Here is an 18,839-nt window from a genome sequence, read left to right on the forward strand (position 1 = left end):
TTATATGTTAGAATCTTTATGAACACCATGCTAAGCGGGGAGTCAGCGGTTCCCTTAACCCGAAATCCGCTTTACGCGGGGCTGAAGGCCGATCTGAGGCTGGCAGGGGTAAGAAATGGGACTTTCTTCGAGAACGTTGAAGACAAGGTCCTGTGCGACGGGAAACCACGAACCTGGTCAGGTCCGAGAGGAAGCAGCCATAAGTGGACCTTTCCGTGCGACACGGGAGTGCTTTGTCGGAGTCCTTCGAAAAAGTAACCGCTTGTTCCTGTCCAGTCAAAGGCGGATGCATGGTGTTCATTCTATACTTCCATCTCCATCATCCTGACGAATTTTTCCGTCAATTCCGGATCAAACATTATGCCAGAATTCTCTTTTATCATCTCAACTGCCTCGTATTTTTCAAGAGGCCTTGTGGATATTTCCGAAGAAACGGTGTTTGTGGCCTCATCGAAAAAATCGCAGATCCCTATTATTCGCGCGTAATATGGAATTTCTTTTCCCTTGAGTTTGTCTGGATATCCTTTTCCGTCCCATCTCTCGTGGTGGCTTCGCGCCACAGGAGCCGCATCCATTAAAATGCCAGTCGTCGCTAAAAATATAGATCCAACAACGGTATGGTCGCGCCCTGTGTGGAGCCAATTTCTTATTCTTGTCGGTGAAAAGAGCAAAATCTGCTCAAGGCCTATCTTACCGACATCGTGCAGCATTGCATACTCGACAAGTTTGTCGAGATCCTCTCCATTTATCCCGAGATATTCCCCGAATTTCTTCGCGAGTTTGGCAACTCTTTCCGAATGACTCATGCCATTCATATCTTCAACTTCTCCGTTTATTATGAAAGACTCGAGCATTCTTACAAAGAGAATTCTAAATCTGTTTTTGTAAATAAACGAATTTTCAAAATTGTCTACAAGTGATATGGCCGTACCGATCGCAAGAAAAACGTCATCGCTTTCGATGTGAGAGACACGACCTTCGTAATGGATATCAAAAGCTCCATCCTTCATGACGCAGACAGGCCTTGAATCATTCACGATATGGTCCGAAAGAATCACGGAAGCATTTTGAAGATCGACGATTTCGACGGAATCTTCGATCGTTGATTTGTCAAAATCGATGTTGTCCACGTAAATCTTTATTTTGTAATTCATGTCGATCACCACACGAATAGTCTGGCAGAATTCATAACGAGCCAGTTAACGGCAGGGTTAAGGATAATATAAACAACGCCCAAAAGTATGAGAACAAATAGAATTATCGTGCCGTATATCTCGTATTTCAAGATCCAGTTCATGTATTTCGACGGCAAAAATGCGTCAAGTACCTTTGAGCCATCGAGAGGGGGTATAGGTATAAGGTTGAAAACGAATAGGACGTAACTTATGTAAATGAATATTCCGAATGCGTCGGCAAAATAAGACATGTATGGATTCGTCACAATGGTTGGCAGGGGAAGGATGGGTGCATACCTTGCGTAAAGAAAAAGATCCGATCTTATGTATATGAATTCGGCTATAAAGCCGGTAACGAGGTTTGCGATCGGCCCTGCAAGAGAGACTATTACCATGTCTCTGCGCGGATTCCTCAATTTCCAAAAACTTATTGGCACCGGCCTTGCCCAGCCGAAATGGAAGAATATAAGCGCAAGAGTTCCAATCGGATCGAGATGTTTTAATGGATTTAAAGTTAGCCTTCCAGCCCTTTTTGCCGTATCATCTCCGAGCATATAGGCGGCAAGACCGTGGAAATATTCATGAAGCACAATCGCCATCAAGACGGCAGGAACAGTTTCAAGCGCTTCAAAAAGAAAGACTCTTATGTCATTTAGCATGTTTTCCTCCAGACAATTTTACGATCATCTGCTTAAAGTCCTCGGGAAGAGGAGCAACAAATCTCATACGTTCGCCGCTAATGGGATGGTTTATCTCAAGGACCGCGGCGTGAAGCATCTGCCTTTGACAATCAAAATCGTTATTTTTCTTACCATATATTTTATCACCTAAGACTGGATTTCCCAAATAACTCATGTGGACCCTTATTTGGTGGGTACGGCCAGTCATGATTTTCACGGCTATAAGTGAGGCTATCCCGAATTTCTTTACAACCTTGTAAATCGTGTGGGAAGGCCTTCCCCAGTTTAAAACGTCCATTCTCGTTCTAACCTGAGGATTTCTCGCTATGGGAGCAAGTATTTCCCCCTCCTTCTGGTTGGGAGTACCATTAACTATTGCGAGGTACATTTTCGAGGTTTGTCTTGCTTTGAACTGGGCGGAGAGAATTCTTTGAACGTCGGGATTCTTGGCAACAACGATTACACCCGTTGTATCTTTGTCAAGTCTGTGAACTATGTAAGGGAAAAAGGATCCCTTAGAGTACCATAAAAGCGCATTGACAAGAGTTCCAGTCGTTTTTTTAAGCGTTGGATGTGTGACAAGACCGCTCTGTTTATTGACGACTATTATCGAATCATCTTCGTAAATGATCTTAAGAGGAATTTCTTCTGGATTTATCTGAGGAATCTCTGGAGGAGGGAAGGTCGCCTCGATGACATCTCCTACTTTCAATTTGTATGAAGGTTTTACGATTTTTGAGTTGACCTTTATCTTGCCAGATCTTATGAGATTCTGAATCACTGTTCTTGAGGTTTTAGAAGGGGCAAATTCCATCATGGCAAGATCTATCCTGTTTCTTGCCTCACGATTTGTAATGGTTATTCTAAGACTTTCTTCCATAACTTCTTTTCAAAAAATATATTCCAAGTCCTATTGCACCTGCAACTACGCAGGAATCCGCGACGTTAAAAACGGGCCACCATCCTATCTGTATGAAATCAACAACGTAACCAAAAATGGGTCTACTTATCAAATTATTTGATATGGCCCCTCCTATGAGTAAACCCATCGAAAGGCGAAAAAAGTGCGATTTATCCTTCCACAAAAATGAAAAAAGTACTATGCCGGCAATTATCGTGATTGTCAAATATTCAACAAAGTTATCTTTGAATTCGAAAAGGCTAAAGCCAACCCCGGTATTTTTAACGTAAAATATGTTTATAAAATGTCCCACAACGGGAATACTCTCCCACAGAGACATTTTTGTAGAGACAATGTACTTCGTGAGTTGATCTGCTATTACAACGATTGCCGCTACGATCCATTGAAAGATCATGATTCACACTTTTCTGTAGAAAAAAGGTTCTATTGGCTGGAGACCGATCTGGAAAGCGTTGAAGATCCTCTCAGTTCCGCCTATGAAAAGTATACCGCCACTTTTTAAAGATTTGGCAAAATTGGCATACAATTTATCCTTGATATCTGCTTCAAAGTATATGACAACATTTCTGCATATTATCGCGTAAAAATCCCTGTCAAAGGGATCTGACAGCATGTTATGCCTTTTGAAATTAACTCTCCGTTTAACTCTGTCCGAAATCTTCCAGTGTGAACCGTCTATTTGTGTGAAGTACTTTGCAAGCAGAGATTTATCAACGTTGATAAGAGACTTTGACTCGTAGATTCCATCTTTTGCGATATCCAAAGCATCATTGTCTATGTCCGTTGCCAAAACGTTGAATCCTGCGGGGGCATTTAACTCTTCGAGAATTATCCCGACTGTGTATGGCTCTTCTCCCGTTGCACATCCCGCACTCCATATCTTGGCAATACTCGATTTTTTCATTTCGGAGGAGACAAAAGATTTGAATTTTTCCCATCTATCTGGATTTCTGAAAAATTCCGAAACATTTATGGTTATTCTGTCGAAGAATTCCTTTTCCTTTGACGGATCCTCTTTTAGAAGTTTTAAGTAACTGTCGTAATCGTCAAAACCGTACCTTTTCATCAAAAGATCGACTCTTCTTTTCATCCTTTCTATTTTATAACCGGACATATCAAAATTAAGATGCCTTCTTATCTCTTCAGCAAATTTCATGAAAGATTTGTCGTCTAACAATTCAAAACCTCCATTTCATTCCCGTCCACAAAACCGGAGAAGGTGGCTGGATTCCAATAAGATTTCCATTTGAAGCGATATCCACAAAAAGATCGAGATCGCTCGATATCGGTTTTGTGTAAGATATATATCCTCCAATACCATAAATTGGCTGGTATTGACTTACGTAATATCCAGAAAATGAGATCATCACATTTCCATTCAAAAATTCGAATGGAATCTGTCCTTCGATCTCAAGTTCCTTTTCAGTCATCGCAAAAGACAAAGAAAGATCGTTGACCTTGTAGGAGGATATCCATGCATATCGAGAAGGTGTCTGGTACTCTACGTTCGGAAAAAGGTTAATGGAATCAGAAAAGGCAATAAGCGTATTGGAAAAATTACCATAATTTCCAGCAATCCCGACTCCATAAGCATTTCCACTTTTTCCAGTTATCAAAAAGACTGGCCCTAACTTCGTTATCATCAAAAAAGCATTTTCGTACCAGAAAGTATCAAGGTAGATAAAACTTTTTAACCTTGCAAAATAAGTCCCTCTATCGTAAGCGAATGAAAGTTCGTTATTTCCTGCCTTTCCATTTAAAAAAACACTCCATCCGCCCGGAAGAGTACCAACATCCCAAGGCGTCAAAAATGAATTCGAATGCGTAGATGTTGCTCCATATTCAACTTTAAAGATATTCCAATCAAAATCAACGTACTTGAAAAGTTGCGATGCGTAAGGCGTGAAAAAGATCGTGTTATTTCCGGCATAAATGGATGTAGAAAAGTAAGCCTCAACCTTTGCAACCCAGAACTCAAGATCCATTTGAACGGCGGAATTCAATGTGAAATTCGAAGATATGGATGGACCAACGGACAAAAAAATGGTACTTCTTGGAGCACCAAAAGCAAAAAGACCTATCAAAAGTGCCAATCCAAACAGTACCACCTTTTTCAAATCGATCACCTTGCGATCTTCAAAAGTTCGAGAATGACTTCCCTTGGAACGTCCATTATTTCTATTGGATATGTGCCTTCGTGGTAGTCAGTTCCAACAGTTATCTTCAGTCCATGAATTCTTCCAATCTCATGATAGAATTTGGACTGGGCCGTTGTGTGCTGTGAATGGTAGGCCTCTATCCCGTCGAGACCCCATTCCATCATCTTCATTATGTCCATCTCTTCGAGCCCAACCTTGACGTTGTTTTTGTAAAGACCGGGATGTGCAAGCACTGCCCATCCACCGGCGAGATGGATCCTGTGAATGGCCTCACGCGGATCAAGCCCTCTTGGCGGAACGTAGGCTCTTCCCTTGTCTCCTATGAGTTCGGGAGTAAAGGCATCTTTAAAGGCTTTTATATATCCTTTTTGCAAAAGGGCTCTTGCAACATTTGGCCTTCCGACAAATGGTCCGGGCGATTGTTCCATTACGTCATCAAAGGTTATGTTATAACCTAAATCGTTCAATTTTTTGACCGTTTGACGAACTTTTTCAACTCTTTCTTCAAATCTAACGCGCAAAAAATCGTTGAAATCCTTATCATCAGGATCGAAATCGTATCCGAGTATGTGAACCTCTCCGTCTTCATACATCGTTGAAATTTCAACGCCCGGGATCAACTTTATTCCCAAACGTGGCGCTATCTCGAGTGCTTCTTTTACGCCATTTATCGAATCGTGATCTGTCAAAGATGCAAAGACAACATTCCCTCCGGCAACTATTTCAAGCACATCTCTTACGGGGAAAACACCGTCGGAGTGATTACTGTGAAAATGAAGGTCGACACGCTGGAGCATTTTATCAGCCGATTCTCGACATTATTTCTTCGAGTTCCTTGTCATCGATATCGAAATTAGAATAGACCTCCTGAACGTCATCGAGTTCTTCGAGGGCATTTATGAGTTGGAGAACTTTTTCGGCATCCTTTCCGGTTACGTGAACGTTCATCTTGGACACGAAGGTGGGCTCATACGAGTCTATTTTGTACTCATCCTTCAAAGCATCCACAACCTTGTAAAGGGCCTCTGGCTGTGTCATTATCGTGTACGTGTCTTCATCTTCTTTTATGTCTTCGGCTCCGGCATCTATCGCCTTCATCATGAATTCGTCCGGATCGGAGACATTCTCTTTTGACACAGTTATGACACCTTTTCTTTCAAACTGCCACGAGACGCTACCGCCCTCTGCAATACTTCCACCGTACTTTGTGAGCACATGCCTGATATCCGCAATAGTTCTATTTTTATTATCGGTCAATGTGCTTATGTAAAGGGCAACTCCTGCCGGTGCATAACCTTCGTACATTATTTCTTCGTAATTGACACCTTCAAGTTCACCGGTTCCTCTTTTTATGGCCCTTTCGACGGTATCTTTGGGCATATTAGCTTCTCTTGCCTTTTCAACTGCCACTCTAAGGCGTGGATTCATGTCTGGATCTCCACCACCCGAACGTGCCGCAACCGTTAACTCTCTTATTATCTTTGTGAACTCGGCTGACTTTTTGCTGTCTTGCGCTTCTTTTCTGTGTTTTATATTGGCCCACTTATTGTGACCGGACATTAAAATCCCTCCTGATTTTTAACTTTTCAAAATATTTTACCATAATCAAATTCCATAGCAAAATCTTATCTTAACGCTATGCCAACATTTTGCAATTCGTATTTTCTGCTTCCAAGGCCTATCTTTTCAGCGTGCGCAAGTTGTGCCTCCCAAGATACATCCGGATGTGCTTCTTTGAAAGGATCCTTTCCAACCTGCTTTATCACAAGATCTATGCATGCCTGATCGAGCGCTACAGGATCTGTACTTGCGGCAATGCCTATGTCTGGAGCGACAGGAGGACGGTTAATCGACCAGCAATCGCAATCAGGAGAAACATTCGTTATAAAAGATACGAACAATCCCTTTTTATCTTTGAGAACGGCCTTTGTGTATTCGGCTATTTTCATACTCAAAAGTTCTGAAGAGGCATTCCATTGCGGGACCATGGCACCGTAATTGCACATGGCAACGCACTGACCACAACCTATACACGTATCGTAATCTATGACGGCATACCTTTTTCCATTCTCGAATTTCACGACCTTGACGGCACCGGTAGGACAGTACCTCTCGCACATTCCGCAGGCCGTACAGTTATCAACGTTCACAACTGGCTTTGATGTGGAATGTTGCTCGAGTTTGCCCGCTCTCGAGGCCGATCCCATTCCAAGATTCTTCAAAGTGCCGCCAAAACCAGTCTGCTCATGACCTTTAAAATGGGTAATGGCTATGATAACATCTGCAAGCGCTATTGCAGAACCTATCTTCGCATTTTTTACGTACTCGCCATCGATGGGAACCTCTGTCTCATCATTTCCTCTAAGCCCGTCGGCTATTATTACTGGCATTCCAGTAACTTCTTGAGCAAAACCGTTGACCGTTGCGGTCCAGAGATGATCGACGGCATTCGTTCTACTGCCTTTGTAAAGCGTGTTTGCATCCGTAAGGAATGGCTTCCCGCCAAGTGATTTGATTCTGTCCGCTATAACCCGGGTGTAATTTGGTCTTATGTAGGCCATATTCCCGTATTCTCCAAAGTGAATCTTTACAGCGACAAGATCGTCCTTTTTAATTATCCGGGAAATGCCGGCTTTCTCCACAAGGATTCTCAATTTGTCAAGCAGCCCCATTCCCGGCGTTGTCGTCATATCCGTAAAATAAACAACAGACATGGTAAATCCTCCTTTTCAATTAATCAACCTTTCTTAATTTGCGTGCATTCGTAATCGATCATCTCAAAGTTCAAAAGAAGAATAAACATTCATGTAAACTTCTTTGATGGGCACACGAAAATCAGACGATATTTTCTTGCAATCTTCGTACTCTGGAGAGAAGTTGACCACCTTTCCGTTAAGCAGTCCGACTTTAACCCTTACCTTTCCCCATTTTGTCTTTACCTCTCTCATTTCCCTTTCGAGAGTTTCCCTCTCGGCATCAAAGATCCTAACTCCAAGTGTCGTAGTCTCCGTTAAAAGTATGGCATTCAACTTTTCTACATTCTGTTCTTCTGCGATCACGCTTATTTTAATGGCCGGGCGGTTCTTTTTCATCTGAATAGGTGTAAAATAAACGTCTAAAGCGCCTTCGTGAAATAATTTTTCCATTATCGACTCGTAAAATTGTGGATTCATATCATCTATATTCGTCTCTATGACCTTTACCCTTTTAGAAATCCTTTCCACTCTTCCAAGACTTACTCTCAAAAGATTTGGTATCTCTATCTCATAGGTGCCGGCACCGTATCCGATCTTCTCCACACTCATAAGCGGCCTCGGTCCAAAATAAGAGGACAGCGTCGTTATTATTGCAGCCCCCGTAGGTGTTGTGAGTTCTTTTTCTGTTCCGCTCGAATATATCGGGACATTCTTTAAAAGTTCGGCGGTGGCCGGAGCCGGAACGGGTAATTTCCCATGTGCGGCCATCACATATCCCTGACCTGTGTTTATGGGGGAAGCGTATATCCTGTCAATTCCCAGCATTTCGAGTCCTATGACAGATCCCACTATGTCAACGATGGCATCGACCGCCCCAACTTCGTGAAAATGAATCTCATTTATATCTGTTCTGTGAACCTTCGCCTCGGCCTTTGCAAGGTTCATAAAGATCGCCTTACTTTTTTCCTTCACGTTCTTTGAAAGTTCACTCGAGTCTATTATTTTATTTATATCTTCCAGATTTCTTCCGTGATGATGATCGTGATCGCCATGATGATCGTGATCCTCATCGTGATCGTGATGATGCAATTTCACATCAACGTAGGTTCCTCCTATGTGAGACCTTGAAACTTTTTGAGCCGTTATTTCATACTCATCTTCCAAATGTAATTTTCCAAGTTCGGATTTCAAAAGTTCAAGATCGAGCCCGAGATCTATCAAAGATCCAAGGGTCATATTTCCGCTTATACCTGAAAACATTTCGAAATAGGCGTCCACAAAGATCACTCCTCTCCGATTTTGTTTATGAGACTCGCAAGGTAGGCAGCGCCAAAGCCGTTGTCTATGTTCACAACCCCGATACCGCCAGAACAGTTGTTGAGCATGGTCAAAAGTGGTGCAAGACCGTTAAAATTGGCACCGTAACCTACACTTGTGGGAACGGCTATGATCGGCTTTTTGACAAGGCCCGCAACTACGCTTGGCAAGGCACCGTCCATTCCCGCTATCACGATTATAACCTTTGCACTGTCGAGAAGATCTACATTGTAAAGAATTCTATGAATTCCGGCAACTCCAACATCCACAAGTCTTGATACCTTGTTTCCCATTATGCGCGCTGTTTCAAAACATTCCTCCAAAACAGGTAGATCAGACGTTCCCGCACTTATTATCAATATAGAACCCTTTTCAGAAGGTTTTTCCCTTTCTATCGTTATGGTCCTCCCGACATGGTTGTATCGGGCCTGCGGGAAGATTTTTTTGACCATTTCGAATGTAGAATGATTCGCCCTTGTACCGAGCAAATTCAGAGAATATTTTCCCAACTCTTCAAAGATTTTTACGACCTGATCGTCACTTTTGCCCTCGCAAAAGATCACCTCTGGAAAATCTCTTCTTCTCGATCTGTCAACATCTACACGCGCAAAATTTATATCTTTATATCCGGGATCTAAGATAAGTTCGATCGCCCTTTCAACACCTATTTTTCCCGATTTGAGTTCTTCAAGTATATTTTTTAGATCCTTTCCTATCATTTTAACACCTCATTTAAACTCCCACTTCTGTATCCTTCAAGATCAAGGGTAACATAATTGAAGCCCATTTCCTTTGCCATCTTTACTATTTGATCTTTATTTTCCATCAACTTAGAAAAGTCTTCTGGTAATACTTCTATTCTCAAAGTCCTCTCATCGTGGTATCTCGCCCTGTGAACTTTGAGATTCAAAGTCTCGAGATACGACTCCATCTTTGAAATCTTTCCAATTTTTTCCATCGTTATTCTTGTGCCGTATGGAAAACGAGTTGCAAGACATGTCTGAGGGAATTTGTCCCAGGTCGGAAGATTCATTTGTTTCGAAAGTTCTCTTATCTCTTCCTTTGTCAATTTTGTATCCTTCAAAGGACTTAATATGCCGAGTTCAGAAAGGGCTTTAAGGCCGGGCCTGTAATCTTTGGATATATCATCGTAATTGGTACCATCAACTATGACCATTCCTTCCCTTTGCGCGATCTCTTTTAACTTTGAAAAGGTCATGTATTTACAATAATAGCACCTCAGAGGATCATTTTTGGCAAAATCTTCATTCATAGTTTCGTCCAGATCTATTATCATATGCTTTACGTTCAACTCTTTTGCGATTTTAATGGCCTGAGAATTTTCATTTTCAAATCTTATGGGAGAAGAAACCGTCACAGCCATAACGTTATCTCTTCCAAGAGTATCAAGCGCGAATTTAAGAAGAAAGGTGCTATCCACCCCTCCCGAAAAGGCCACAACGACCTTTTTCATCTTTATCAACGAAGACCTCAAATCTTCTATTTTTTCTTCCTTTTTCATTTCAACACATCCTCCACATATTTTAAAGCCCCGCTTTTACGGGGCTTTATTTTTATGAATTCTCTTTTACTTTCCTACCGCACCTGTTTTTTCAAGGTGTTTGACTTCTTTTATCGCGGCCTGAAGGAAATCGTAATCGAGAATGAAAGGATATTTCTTTGCCCATTCGAAGATCTTGTCAGGATTGTTCTGGAACCACAATCTGTCAAGTCCTTCTCCATGTGAAGTGCCTTTTTGCTTTATCTCTTCTATATTTTTCGTGAATTCTTTCTCCCATACAGGGTCAAGTTCTTTGTGAATGTTCTTGGAATATTCATCAAGTGCCGGTACGAGTTTTGTGACGACCAGTTCGGATGCACCCTTGTCTGTCGATTTCGCATGATGCTTTGCAACGACCTCTCTTAAGACCCACGGATTGTCTATTATCATACAAGGGGTAAGAAGGTTGTCCGAATGTGGCTGGTGGAACCTTATATCGGCAAGGAATGGAGATTGCAGAATTTCAACGAGAGACTTTTCTTTTATATTGTCAGTTGCGAAATGGGTAAATATACATGGTTCAACGTATCCTTCGCTGTTTATGTGAAGGTACCTTCTTCCTCCGGCTATACATCCACCAACGGAAGGCGCGTCATTCCAAAAGTCCATAAGGAAGTATGGCTTTCTTGCCCTTAGCGATCTTACAAAATCTCCCATTGCCTTTCTCTGGGATGGAAGAGGCATAAGATCAACTTCTGGATCCCTTCCAACTGGCATAAAGAGGAAAAGCCACGAGAAGAAAGCGCCCTTCTCTATCCAGAAATCGTAAAGTTCATCGGAGGTCAACTGTTCAAAATTCGTTCTCATGAAGACAAATGAATTCCCGAAGATAACTCCCCTTTCTCTTAGCCTGTCGGCCGCAGCGAGGACTTTAGCGTAGACGCCTTTTCCCCTTATGTAATCGGTCTCCTCTTCCCAGCCATTCACGCTAAGAACTGGATAAACGTTTCCGAGTTCTCTTATCTGATCGGCAACTTTGTCAGTTATAAAGGTTGAATTGGTGAAGATCATGAAAAGTGCATCGTTGTGCTTCTTTATGAGAGGATAAAGTTCTGCCCATCTGACGAATGGCTCTCCACCAAGGATCGTGTAGAAATACGTTCCTATTGCCTTTCCCTGTGTTATTATACTGTCCACAAGTTCGATTGGCATATCATCCTGTCTTGAATATTCGCTCGCATAGCAACCTATACAGTTGAGATTGCATCTCATCGTTGGACTTATAAGGATCGTGTAGGGAGCGGCAAATCCATTCTTGGCTATCGTTTCTTCTTTATTGTATTTGAGCCAGCCGAGGTTTACATTTATAAGGAAGTTTGTAAAGAAGGTCTTGACCACATGTTTGTCCTTCTTGAAAAGGTTTATAAGCCATTGTCTTGAACCCGGATTCTTCTGAACCCAGTCCGCGAATTTAGAAAGATTATCAGTTCCTCCTATGGTATGCTCTAATTTTTTTAGGGATTCAATGGCTTTATCAAAATTCGCTTCCGGATCTTTAACTATATAATCTATATACCCTCCAAGAACTGCATTGATAGCCATCTTTGTAGCCTTATCCTTGATTTCACTGCCTATTCCCATTCAGATCATACTCCTTTCCTTGTCCGTCGAAAATTTTACCGAACGGTCAAAATTAAACTCAAGTTCATTGTACAAAAATTTTTTTCTTTTGTCAATAGGTCTATTTGGAAAAGATTTTCGAACATCGAATCATCCTCCAAAATACGGGACATACATGCTGTTTACCTCTATTTTCCATAAAGGGGCAGATGAAAGATTTTTGAATTCGTTCTCCGTTATCATTGGCTGTCTCCAAAATCCATTGTCTCCCCAAGAAGTTCCCCACGAATTTTCAAGAATCCACACAGGTCCATAATCGATCCCGTCGTACGTCCAGTTATCATCCCAGCCTACAAGAAGAGCGGCATGACCTCCTTCAAATTGTGCCGATGGTGAAGGTCCTGGATATACCCAACCATTTGGGCCGGCAGGCTCATTCAAATCGAATGTGTCGAAGTCAGAGTAGACGTCTAACTGGACTGCGAGTCCACCGTACTCGATTATTGCGCTCTTTATCGTGTTTATAAAGGTTGTATAACTTGAAAATTGCCATGGATTTATCACAAGCGTAGAGACAGGCTTCACAAGATGGTAAGGCCATGAATCATTTGATGGATCCCATAAAATGTATGGATATCCAACTTCATTGCCTTGAGAATTTAGATAATACCCGTAATAGAGAAAATCACTGGCCAGAGGGACTCCGCGTCTTACAAGATTATAAAACGCGAAAAACAAATTTCCACCTTCATCTTCATTTGTTTCCTGATAGGAAAGAGTTTTGTTCCCGATTATATTCCAGTTTGCGTTGTTGTAAGAGACAAACTGGGTCGAAAGAGCCGGAGAGGAAGGGTTCGATATGAACGGGTAATCGGATTGAACTCGGGCACTTCCAAGTTGGACTTCCATAGCGCTTTCGAGAGATTCAACAGTTGCAAATGCCCAGCATGTGTTGTTGTATCCCTGATCACCAACGTCGGGGATATTCCCACCCTTGGAAAATGTCAAAAGATTCGGGTTGTAATCACTCGGCAAAGATGAGAGCACAGGACCAAGCAGTACCTGTTGGGTCAAGGAGATCTCGTTTTGGGAAGCGATAAGTTGTGGCAGGACTTCTGTGCCTGAAGAGAATGGTCTTACGTTCTCAAACCATTGCTCGAGAAAATCGCGTGGCATTAGTATATTACCGAGAGCAGGGCGGATTTGAGAGGTACTTCGATTAATCAACATACAGCCCGAAAGTAAAAGAATCAAAATCATTATCGAGATCAAAAAAATCGCTTTTCTCATTACTGCCTCCCCGTATGATAAATATCGTGCATGAACATGGGCCATCCAGCGGCAGGCATCGATTCAAATACGGATATTTCATAGAATTTTCCGTTATCGCATCCGAAGTATATCTTACCGTTGTAAAGGACGGGATTCGATTCGACGCTATATCCCACATTCACGTGACCCAAAATCTGGCCGGAGGGATCTATCTCATAAAATTCGTATCCCGATGCGACGTAAATTGCATTTTCTCCAATTAGCGCAGATGACGATATGCCACCTTCAGAATTAAGATTCACACTCCACAAAATTTGACCATTTTTGGAGTTTATCGCGTAAAAATTTCCATCAATAGTTCCAATGTAGACAACCCCATTTTGAGAGATTACGGGACTGCCGTAAATTTGAGATCCGTCTAAAGGATCTCTCCATCTTAAAGTTCCATCGGGACTGAAAGAGTACAGGCCATCTGATCCAACATATATATCCCCATCAATTCCGATCGCCGCTGATGCATAAATTGGACCTGCAGTTTTGTACTGCCAGAGGATATTTCCAGAATTCAGGTTGACTGCATAAAAGATACCGCTATCTGAGCCGACAAAAAGGTTGATCCCGTTTGTAACAGGGCTTGCCCATATACCGCTCCCATTTGTGCCAACCGTTACAAGATAGGTCTTTGTCATTTCCGCCTCATTTATTTTGAAGATGTTACCGTAATTATCGATGACATAGACATTCCCATCGACGATGATCGGTGCCGATATCAGAGGATAATATGAAACCATCATCGTTTTGTAATTTGTAAATGGATAAGAGGCGTAAATCAACTGACCTTCATTGTTACCGACAAAGACCATATCATTTGTGGCATCTATTGAAGGAGATGAATAAACTCCCGCATTACTCGAAAAGCACCAAGAAGCGGTAGATGAAATGACAAAAAGACCGCGTTGACCGCCCACGAATACGTCTCCATTTTCCGAGACTGCAGGAGAAGAATATATCTGTCCTGTTGCCATAGGATTTTGTGGATTCACAAGTTCAAAACTTTTTACAGTGCCTATAGAAGAAAGACCCGATTGCAATTTCACACATCCAGAAAGCATTAAAACGATAAACAAAATCGAAAAAAATAAAAGAAAAAGATTCAGCCTTTTCAATTTGCGCACCTCAAAGATTGAAAATACCAATTTAGTATACCAAAAAAATTCACATTCTGAATCAATGTTTATAAAGTTGTGAAATAGAGCATAAGACAAAAACATCACTTTTTTCTCGACATAATTTGTGGTATAATTTTCTGCGAGGTGATCAATTGAATGCTTGATTTGTCCACAAAAAGTTCTTATGCGACCCGTGCAGTTTATGAACTCGCAAGGGCCTGGAATAAAGGACTTGAGAAATTGACTTTGAAAGAGATAGTCTCCAAGCAGGATGTGCCAACGGATTACATGGAGAAATTACTTTTTCAGTTGAAAAAGGCGGGAATAGTCGTCACCATTAGAGGGAAAAATGGAGGATACGCGCTTGCGAAAAAACCTTCGGAGATAAGAATCTCCGATATCATTACTTTAATGGAAAATCCTACCAAAAGACTCAATTGCCTTGAGAGAGATAAGGGAAAGCAGCGGTGCGATATGTTCGATTACTGCATGATAAAATATGTCTGGAATGATGCCTATATGGCCATGACAAAGGCTCTTTCCAAATATACCTTTCAAGATTTAATCGATATGGAAAACAAATATTCGGCAAGATCATGAAGGAACTTTTAATAGACAGAAGCCAGGATTTTTTTCTTGTACTTGAGAGGGACAAATCAAATTGGCCCGATTTTTATTTTGAGTATGTCAAAAATGCGCCTTACATCTTTTCAAAGTATCACCAGATTTTTGGCCTTGACAATCAAAAAATATCCGATCACATAAGGCACTTTGAAAGAAGGTTTGTCGATAAGGTCTTTCAAAATCTTTCATATTTGGGCCCTTACAAATACGAAGTCGCAAGATCCTTTGTATCCAAATCAAATGAATTAGGACTCGATCCTGCCGGTTTTCATATCTACATCGTAGGCGCTCTCGACATTGAGCCGGTCATAAGGATAGACGAAAATAATATGATGATAGATGTACTTTCTCTCTTCAGAGAAGGCTTTGAGAATTTGGAAAAATTGGTTTTTGAAAAAATAAGAGGGAGATGATCTTAATGGCAGAAGATATGAGAAGTTATGTCTGCACCGTTTGCGGGTATGTCTACGATCCCAAAAAAGGAGATCCGGATAATGGCATCAAGCCGGGAACGCCTTTTTCCAAATTACCTGACGACTGGGTCTGTCCGGATTGTGGCGCTCCCAAGGATGCCTTTGAACCGATAGATTGAAATAATAAAATAACTCCACTTTCGTGGAGTTATTTTTTAGGGGGAGGGATTGGAAGATCACTTTCCAAATATCGCCAGCATTTCCATACCCTGAGAATAAACGACCATGGTTACAGTTCCACCAGACGGTATGCTCTGGTAAACCCTTGAGAAGTCCTGAACGGAAGTGATCTTTTGGTTGTTCACGGACATTATAACGTCTCCCACTTCGAGTCCAGCCATGGCAGCGTTACTGCTCGGATCAACAGAGGTAACGACCACACCGCTAACTCCAGATGGGATCGAGTACTGAGTTGCATAGGCTGGCGTTATATTGGCAACTGTGAAGCCATTCGCGTTATAGACATTCGTGTTTTCAAATACGCTTTGAGATGAAAGTGTAACGCTAAGGTTGAGATACTGTCCATCCCTGTAGACTTTTAGATTGACCGTATCTCCGGGGGCGTATTCGCTTATAACACTCACGAGTTTGTCCGCACCCGTTATTTTAACTCCATTAACCTCTACTATGACATCCTTTATTTTCAACCCGGCCTTTGCCGCTCCAGAATTGGGGTAAACACTCACCACAAGGGCTCCTGAATCTATGTTTATTCCAAGATTCTGCGCAAGTGCCGGCGTCAGATCGGTAACCTGAATTCCCAGATATCCTGGCCCCTTGCCCTGAATTAGTCTGTTTATAAGCGTCTTAACTGTATTTATAGGTATGGCAAATCCAACGCCCTGTCCTTGAGAAGGAGAGATTATTGCCGTATTTATACCTATAACCCTGCCATGGATATCAACGAGAGGACCTCCACTGTTGCCGGGATTTATTGGTGCATCGGTCTGAATCATGTTGTAATAATATCCACTGTACCCGTTACCAGAAGGATTGGGTTTCGGAACTTTTCTGTTTATCGCGCTTACTATACCAGATGTCACTGTATAATCGAGACCGAATGGATTACCTATTGCGACTACGTATTCACCAACCTGAATATCATCTGAATTTCCAAGCACCGCTGTCGGGAAAACGGTACCCGCAGGTGCTTCTATCTTTACGACTGCAAGATCATTTGTCGGATCTCCTCCGATCACCTTACCGGTGTAAGTTTTACCGCTGAGTAAGGTTACCTGAACTGTCTGGGCATTTCCAACCACATGGTAATTCGTCACGACATAACCTTCAGAGTTAAATATTATCCCGGATCCCAAATCACTTTCCTGTTGCTGTTGCTGTGGTTGAGGAGTTATACCGAAGAACTGTCTGAAGAAAGGATCGAGAGGATTTGAAATGGCCACCGTTTGCGTGGCAACTATCCTTACAACTGCCGGTGATACCGCCTTTGCCACCACTATTACCGGACTTACAACATCCGGGTTCAAATAACCGTAAGGCTGTGTCGACGTTGCACTCGATGTATCTGCCGCGTAGGCAAAGGCACTTACAATCGCGATCATTAGGGTCATCACAACTAAAACTTTAAACTTCTTCACATCTACGCACCTCCTAAAGGTTTTTTCAATTTTTAGACGAAAAAGGATCTTACTTGTTCAAAATTCAAATGACAAGTGAAGAGTGAACAGTAAAGAGTAACAGTAAAAGACTTTGTTGATTACTGATAAAGAGTTTTTGCTTGCCATCCGCTACGTGCAGTTTGCCGATCATTCGGAATTTGAATTTTGTTTGATATATAATATTAAAAATTCAGAAATCGAGGTAAAGAGGAGGAGATCACGGTGCGTCTTTTAAGTGTGGAAGAGACCGTTAAGATGATTCCTGACGGTGCCGTTGTAATGGTTGGAGGATTTTTGGGAGTTGGATCTCCAAATGCACTGATAGACGAGATCGTAAGACAAAAAAGATCAAGCATTACGATAATAGCCAATGACACGGCCTTCCCCGATAGAGGGGTTGGAAAGATCATCGTTAACAAACTCGCAAAGAAGGTCATTGTCTCCCATATCGGAACAAATCCAGAGACTCAAAAACAGATGATAGAAGGATCAATCGAGGTAGAACTCGTTCCGCAGGGGACACTTGTCGAAAAGATAAGGGCCGGTGGACTTGGACTTGGGGGAATCTTGACTCCAACGGGAGTTGGCACGATAATCGCGGAAGGAAAGCAGATCATGAATATAGAAGGAAAGGATTACATGCTTGAACTTCCCCTAAAGGCTGATTTTGCCATCATAAAGGCAAAGAGAGCCGATTGCAATGGAAATCTCGTCTATTCTTTGACTGCAAGAAATTTCAATCCCATAATGGCAACGGCGGCCTCGACCGTGATCGCAGAGGTAGAAGAGATTTTGCCCGTTGGAACTATACCACCGGATGAAGTTCACACGCCAGGCATCTTCATAGATTACATTGTAAAGGGCAGGTGAAAATGATGGATCCGAAATTCATAATAGCGAAAAGAGTTGCAAAAGAACTAAGGGATGGTCAACTTGTCAACCTTGGAATAGGAATACCCACTCTCGTGGTTGATTACATTCCAAAGAATGTAAGGGTGCTCTTTCAATCGGAAAATGGAATAATAGGAATGAGTCCTTTGCCGGAAGAAGGGCTTGAGCATCCAGACCTTACGAATGCAGGCGCAAATTACGTGGGCGCGATTCCGGGGGCAGCCTGCTTTGACAGTGCACTTTCCTTTGGGATAATAAGAGGAGGACATCTCGATCTCACAGTGCTTGGAGGTTTACAAGTCGACGAAGAAGGCCATCTTGCCAACTGGATGGTCCCGGGCAAAATGATTCCCGGCATGGGAGGTGCAATGGATCTTGTAACCGGCGCAAAACGCGTCATCGTTGCAATGACCCACACATCGAAAGGAGATCCAAAGATAGTCAAAAGATGTACATTGCCCCTAACATCCATAAGAAGGGTCGATCTTATCGTTACAGAGATGGCCGTCATAGAACCAACAGACGAAGGACTTGTTTTGAAAGAGATCTCACCTGAGGTAAGGCTTGAAGAAGTTGTAAAGTCGACAGAAGCCTCTTTGATAATACCAAAAGATCTTAAAGTGATGGAAGTGTAATTATGTTTTTGACCATATTTGTTATATACTGAATTCAACTTAAAAGCCGAAGCGATAGGAATTTGCACTTTGTTTGGTATAGAATA

General features: G+C 42.1%; 21 protein-coding genes and 1 other RNA gene. 6 read left to right on the top strand and 16 right to left on the bottom strand.

The annotated features are described in order from the left end of the window. Positions 1–25 precede the first annotated feature (25 nt). Positions 26–294: signal recognition particle sRNA large type (gene ffs / locus ATHSA_RS08595), an RNA gene on the top strand. Positions 295–302: 8 nt separating this feature from the next. Here the strand turns inward: ffs and ATHSA_RS08600 are convergent. The 15 genes from ATHSA_RS08600 to ATHSA_RS08670 form a co-directional block, all read right to left on the bottom strand. Next, a complete protein-coding gene (locus ATHSA_RS08600; protein ID WP_161848690.1) occupies positions 303–1,154 on the bottom strand; it encodes an HD-GYP domain-containing protein in 852 nt (283 codons plus the stop codon). A gap of 5 nt (positions 1,155–1,159) precedes the next feature. After that, positions 1,160–1,834 (bottom strand): site-2 protease family protein, encoded by a 675-nt coding sequence (locus ATHSA_RS08605; RefSeq protein WP_161848691.1) that lies wholly within the window; start codon positions 1,832–1,834, stop codon positions 1,160–1,162. Then, the gene (locus ATHSA_RS08610) at positions 1,824–2,735 is read right to left on the bottom strand and encodes an RluA family pseudouridine synthase (protein ID WP_161848692.1); all 912 of its coding nucleotides are present in this window, start codon (positions 2,733–2,735) and stop codon (positions 1,824–1,826) included. The genes ATHSA_RS08605 and ATHSA_RS08610 overlap by 11 nt, the downstream gene beginning before the upstream one ends. Next, the gene (gene lspA / locus ATHSA_RS08615) at positions 2,719–3,171 is read right to left on the bottom strand and encodes a signal peptidase II (RefSeq protein ID WP_161848693.1); all 453 of its coding nucleotides are present in this window, start codon (positions 3,169–3,171) and stop codon (positions 2,719–2,721) included. The genes ATHSA_RS08610 and lspA overlap by 17 nt, the downstream gene beginning before the upstream one ends. Before the next feature lie 3 nt (positions 3,172–3,174). After that, positions 3,175–3,954: a CheR family methyltransferase gene (locus ATHSA_RS08620; RefSeq protein WP_197739158.1), complete on the bottom strand. Its 780-nt coding sequence runs from the start codon at positions 3,952–3,954 to the stop codon at positions 3,175–3,177. Between the two features lies 1 nt (position 3,955). Next, complete coding sequence (locus ATHSA_RS08625; protein ID WP_161848694.1) at positions 3,956–4,903, bottom strand: hypothetical protein; 948 nt, start codon at positions 4,901–4,903, stop codon at positions 3,956–3,958. After that, on the bottom strand, positions 4,900–5,733 hold the full coding sequence (locus ATHSA_RS08630) for a PHP domain-containing protein (protein ID WP_269473930.1): 834 nt from the start codon (positions 5,731–5,733) through the stop codon (positions 4,900–4,902). Before ATHSA_RS08630 ends, ATHSA_RS08625 begins: the two co-directional genes overlap by 4 nt. A 4-nt stretch (positions 5,734–5,737) precedes the next feature. After that, positions 5,738–6,496, bottom strand: coding sequence for a YebC/PmpR family DNA-binding transcriptional regulator (locus ATHSA_RS08635; RefSeq protein WP_161848696.1), 759 nt, complete (start codon positions 6,494–6,496; stop codon positions 5,738–5,740). A gap of 65 nt (positions 6,497–6,561) precedes the next feature. Continuing rightward, the gene (locus ATHSA_RS08640; RefSeq protein ID WP_161848697.1) at positions 6,562–7,650 is read right to left on the bottom strand and encodes a DUF362 domain-containing protein; all 1,089 of its coding nucleotides are present in this window, start codon (positions 7,648–7,650) and stop codon (positions 6,562–6,564) included. A gap of 63 nt (positions 7,651–7,713) precedes the next feature. Beyond that, a complete protein-coding gene (larC, locus tag ATHSA_RS08645) occupies positions 7,714–8,910 on the bottom strand; it encodes a nickel pincer cofactor biosynthesis protein LarC (RefSeq protein WP_197739159.1) in 1,197 nt (398 codons plus the stop codon). Positions 8,911–8,915: 5 nt separating this feature from the next. Next, on the bottom strand, positions 8,916–9,668 hold the full coding sequence (larB, locus tag ATHSA_RS08650; RefSeq protein ID WP_161848698.1) for a nickel pincer cofactor biosynthesis protein LarB: 753 nt from the start codon (positions 9,666–9,668) through the stop codon (positions 8,916–8,918). Beyond that, positions 9,665–10,471: an ATP-dependent sacrificial sulfur transferase LarE gene (gene larE, locus ATHSA_RS08655; RefSeq protein ID WP_161848699.1), complete on the bottom strand. Its 807-nt coding sequence runs from the start codon at positions 10,469–10,471 to the stop codon at positions 9,665–9,667. Before larE ends, larB begins: the two co-directional genes overlap by 4 nt. Before the next feature lie 66 nt (positions 10,472–10,537). Next, positions 10,538–12,091, bottom strand: coding sequence for a radical SAM protein (locus ATHSA_RS08660; RefSeq protein ID WP_161848700.1), 1,554 nt, complete (start codon positions 12,089–12,091; stop codon positions 10,538–10,540). Between the two features lie 129 nt (positions 12,092–12,220). Continuing rightward, positions 12,221–13,360, bottom strand: coding sequence for a C1 family peptidase (locus tag ATHSA_RS08665; protein ID WP_161848701.1), 1,140 nt, complete (start codon positions 13,358–13,360; stop codon positions 12,221–12,223). Next, positions 13,360–14,508 (bottom strand): PQQ-binding-like beta-propeller repeat protein, encoded by a 1,149-nt coding sequence (locus tag ATHSA_RS08670; RefSeq protein ID WP_161848702.1) that lies wholly within the window; start codon positions 14,506–14,508, stop codon positions 13,360–13,362. The genes ATHSA_RS08665 and ATHSA_RS08670 overlap by 1 nt, the downstream gene beginning before the upstream one ends. Before the next feature lie 159 nt (positions 14,509–14,667). Here ATHSA_RS08670 and ATHSA_RS08675 point away from each other — a divergent pair, with 159 nt between their 5' ends. From ATHSA_RS08675 to rd, 3 genes are read left to right on the top strand one after another with little or no spacing between them, the layout of a single operon-like run. Continuing rightward, positions 14,668–15,111 (top strand): RrF2 family transcriptional regulator, encoded by a 444-nt coding sequence (locus ATHSA_RS08675; protein ID WP_161848703.1) that lies wholly within the window; start codon positions 14,668–14,670, stop codon positions 15,109–15,111. Further along, the gene (locus ATHSA_RS08680; RefSeq protein ID WP_161848704.1) at positions 15,108–15,548 is read left to right on the top strand and encodes a hypothetical protein; all 441 of its coding nucleotides are present in this window, start codon (positions 15,108–15,110) and stop codon (positions 15,546–15,548) included. Before ATHSA_RS08675 ends, ATHSA_RS08680 begins: the two co-directional genes overlap by 4 nt. Before the next feature lie 17 nt (positions 15,549–15,565). Next, the gene (rd, locus tag ATHSA_RS08685; RefSeq protein ID WP_161848996.1) at positions 15,566–15,727 is read left to right on the top strand and encodes a rubredoxin; all 162 of its coding nucleotides are present in this window, start codon (positions 15,566–15,568) and stop codon (positions 15,725–15,727) included. Positions 15,728–15,784: 57 nt separating this feature from the next. Here rd and ATHSA_RS08690 read toward each other — a convergent pair whose 3' ends face one another. Further along, positions 15,785–17,206 (bottom strand): Do family serine endopeptidase, encoded by a 1,422-nt coding sequence (locus tag ATHSA_RS08690; protein ID WP_161848705.1) that lies wholly within the window; start codon positions 17,204–17,206, stop codon positions 15,785–15,787. A gap of 243 nt (positions 17,207–17,449) precedes the next feature. On the opposite strand from ATHSA_RS08690, the gene ATHSA_RS08695 reads away from it, so the two are divergent. Next, positions 17,450–18,097 carry a CoA transferase subunit A gene (locus ATHSA_RS08695; RefSeq protein WP_161848706.1) on the top strand — a complete coding sequence of 216 codons (648 nt, stop codon included), beginning with the start codon at positions 17,450–17,452 and terminating at the stop codon, positions 18,095–18,097. A gap of 5 nt (positions 18,098–18,102) precedes the next feature. Beyond that, positions 18,103–18,753 carry a 3-oxoacid CoA-transferase subunit B gene (locus ATHSA_RS08700; RefSeq protein ID WP_161848997.1) on the top strand — a complete coding sequence of 217 codons (651 nt, stop codon included), beginning with the start codon at positions 18,103–18,105 and terminating at the stop codon, positions 18,751–18,753. The last annotated feature ends 86 nt before the right edge of the window (positions 18,754–18,839 follow it).

It is taken from the genome of Athalassotoga saccharophila (genome assembly GCF_009936215.1).
GTDB classification, from domain to species: Bacteria; Thermotogota; Thermotogae; order Mesoaciditogales; family Mesoaciditogaceae; genus Athalassotoga; species Athalassotoga saccharophila.